Annotated in this window: 4 protein-coding genes; all 4 read left to right on the top strand. The window is 62.1% G+C overall.

Annotation, left to right across the window (positions count from 1 at the left end):
• On the top strand, positions 1 to 522 hold a 522-nt coding region (locus ACODRZ_RS26530), incomplete at its 5' end, for an EAL domain-containing protein (protein WP_488973166.1).
• A gap of 171 nt (positions 523 to 693) precedes the next feature.
• Complete coding sequence (locus tag ACODRZ_RS26525) at positions 694 to 930, top strand: hypothetical protein (RefSeq protein WP_130753329.1); 237 nt, start codon at positions 694 to 696, stop codon at positions 928 to 930.
• Positions 931 to 1338: 408 nt separating this feature from the next.
• Positions 1339 to 1869 carry a hypothetical protein gene (locus ACODRZ_RS26520; protein ID WP_130753332.1) on the top strand — a complete coding sequence of 177 codons (531 nt, stop codon included), beginning with the start codon at positions 1339 to 1341 and terminating at the stop codon, positions 1867 to 1869.
• A gap of 18 nt (positions 1870 to 1887) precedes the next feature.
• A complete protein-coding gene (locus ACODRZ_RS26515) occupies positions 1888 to 3270 on the top strand; it encodes a CsgG/HfaB family protein (RefSeq protein WP_130753334.1) in 1383 nt (460 codons plus the stop codon).
• Positions 3271 to 3278 lie beyond the last annotated feature (8 nt).

The raw sequence follows: 3278 nt of genomic DNA, 5'->3' as shown, positions 1-3278 counted from the left end.
TGGTGGGATGAGATAAAATCACGCCTTGTCGCGAGGCCCGATGTGGCGCGCCGGCTGGTACTGGAGATTACCGAGACTGCGGCGATGCCGAGCGTGTCCGGGGCGGTTCGCTTCGTCACCAGTATGCGCCGATTGGGATGCCGCATTGCGCTCGACGATTTCGGGACGGGCTATGCCTCGATCCGGCAACTCCTCGCTTTCTCGCCCGACTTCGTGAAAATCGACCGCTTCTTCGTACGAAGGGCGGCGGTCTCCGCCGCCGAGGGCGCGATGCTGCCGCATCTGATCGGTATCGGGCAGGCGCTGGGTGCCGCTGTCGTCGTCGAAGGTGTCGAGACGCAGGAGCAGGCCGATATCGTTCTCGCTGCAGGCGGGCGCTGGCAGCAGGGCTATCACTGGGGGCGCCCATCGCTTCTGAGAACCTGGCGACGTGCGCCGAACGGCGAGTGTTCCGATGCGACCTCGGGCGGCAGTTGGCCGGAGAACCCCGTCATCTCTCATGGAGCCGCTTATGACCGGTGATGATCGCCGTTGCCATGACGAGCGCTGGGCCTGGTTGGTCGCAGCCTCTGATCCTGATGCGCCGCCGGAAGACTGGCCGGATGGCAGGAGCACATTCCGCGGGATACTCGTAGCGGTGCCATTGAGCGGTCTGCTCTGGTGGGGCCTTATCGAACTTTGGAGGGCGTTCGCATGAACGTCGAAAGGCGCGGCCATGCTTCGGCTGGACCGGAGCATGAACAGGCTCGGCTGAGTGCGCATGAAGGCTCTCCCTGGGGGGCGCCCGATCCGTACCGTTTCTTTCGGGGACGCCAGGACGACGATGGCAAGCCCAGTCCGCTGGCTCCGCTACTGGTAGTTGCCGGCATCCCGATTGCAATCCTCTTCTGGGGTGCTGTGCTCTGGGCGGGCTGGAAGCTGTTCCGGTGATCGCTCTCGCGCCTTCCATTCTTTTGAGCCGGCTGCGGGAGGTAGCCCATCGGGTTCTCGTGAGATCCGTTGCCCGGCCATTATCCTTTCAAGCCGGTTCCCTCGGGTCGCACCACGGGAAGGCGAGGCATGGCGTCGGGTCGCACCGCGCCACGGCACGGACCGCGCCATGCCTCGTCACTCAACCGGCAATGCACATCCTTCGCGTTTCAAAGTGTCCACGGGAGAGGACGCCTGGATGGGGTGTGAGGCGAGCCATCAGAAGCGCGCCCGCATCCTGTTCCGGAGCAAGGATCGTCCCGCCAGCTTTCATCGGATCCGCCGTCTTTCGGCGTACCGATCTGACGTTCGGCCCCGCAGGGCCGGTCGTCCCGGCCCTTTCCTCTCGTCTCTCCGGAGTATTTCCTTATGAAAACGTCACCCCTGATTTCGGGTGTGCTCGTGCTCGCCTTGTTGTCCCCCACGGCCGCCCTCGCCAACAACGTCGGTGAGAATGTCGGCTGGCAGTTCCAGACCACGGCGGACAAGGTCAACAAGGCCTATCTCGAAGATCTTCGGCAGAAGAAGCAGAACGGTTATTATGCTGCGCCGGTCTATAACACCTATATCGATCGTCAGTATAATTGCTCGGTAACGTCCACCGCGACCGGTAACCAGTCCTCGACCAGCGCCATCGCCAACTCGCCGAGCACGACCGGGCATTCGTCCAGTTCTACCGGCAATGACAATACGACGACGCTGGCGAGCGCGTCGGGTGCCGGCAGCAATACCGCAAACCAGTCCAATAGCGGCACAGTCGGGTCGAGCACCTCTGGCGACATTTCGACCAGCGTGCGCGGCGACAATTTCCAGACGCTGAACACCGAGCAGACCAACTCAGGCAACCAGACGGCTTCAGTCACTGGCTCCACTGCCTGCCAGTACAGTGCGTTGAACTGACGGCGGGAGATGATCAGCATGTTGCGTCATTCTCAACGCCGCAAATATCTTGGCAGGTCGGCCGCGCTTCTGGCGCTGGCGGCGATGACTTCTGGCTGTGCGGTGCTGCATCCGGGCCTCGACGCTCAACGCCTGGCGCCGGGTGAAGTACCAACGCCCATCGGAACGCCGGTACGTGACAATCGCTCGCCGATGGAAGCGGCGCTCGCCTGTTTTGGTGACCAGCTCATTGCACAGAACGGGCCGCGCCGCGTGATCGCGGTCGGCGACGTCAAGGATTACACCGGCAAATATTCGATCAACGAAGGCAATGCGATCACCCAGGGCGGCGCCCTGATGGTCTACTCCGCGCTGGGCAAGATTGGCGGGCCATTGGCGATCGCCGAGCGGTTCGATCCGACCATCGCCGAACGCGAACTGGGTTACACCGACCGGCGTCAGCTCGGTGATGGCGATGTCCATGAGGTCAACGGCAATCGCGTGCCTTGGCTGCCCTATTTCGGCGGCAGCATCACCAAGTCCGATTATTACATCGTCGGCGGCATCACAGAGCTGAATTATGACATCCGCTCGGGTGGTGGCGAGATCGAGATCAACAATATCGGTCCCAAGGCGCGCGTCTTCACCGAAAGCGTCGCTGTCGATTTGCGCATCGTCAACTCACGATCTCTTGAAGTCATCAAGACCATCAGCCTGACCAAGCAGTTCACCGGTTATGAGATCGGAGCGAATGTCTTCCGTTTCTTTGGCACCGCGCTTTTTGACATCAATGTCGGCGCAAAAGGGCAGGAACCGCTGCAACTCGGCGTCCGCGCCGCGCTCGAAGAAGCGACGATGAAGCTTATCGCTGCCGTGGCGAAGGTCGATCCGGCCATCTGTATGGCGCAGCGGCAGGCGACAATACCGGACCTTTCGGCAGAAGAACTGCGAGGACGCTCGCTGGTTCGCCCCATTGGACAGAATACGCCTGCCGCATCTGCTACACCGATCCTTCCCGCTCAGACCGTTGTCGCCCAACCCGCGCAGACTTCCGGCGCAACGCTCAACGACCTGAGCGCGTCGGGCGGATCATCTGGAGGATCCTCGCTCCAGATCAGCTTTGAATTTGGCGACATAACCCTCGCGGGCAACGCTCAGGCGCTGCTGGACCAGATCGTTCAGCAAGCTGCCAAAGGCGCTGTCGATGTAACCATCACGGCCCGAGACACGGAGAACTGGGATCCCGCAAAGCGCGACAGCCTGATCGACCAGCGCCTCACGGCGGTGGTTTCCGCGCTCGCCAATCGCGGCATTACCCCTGCCGGCGTCACCGTCACCTGGCGGCCCGACAAAGCCGACACATCCATCCATCGCGGAGCCCCTGGAATGCAGGAAATCGCGCGGATTCAGATCAGGAAATAGGGGAGGCA

It is taken from the genome of Novosphingobium sp. FG90, assembly GCF_057808725.1.
The sequence above is the reverse complement of the archived record's forward strand: the minus strand, read 5'-3'. Positions and strand labels throughout refer to the sequence as shown.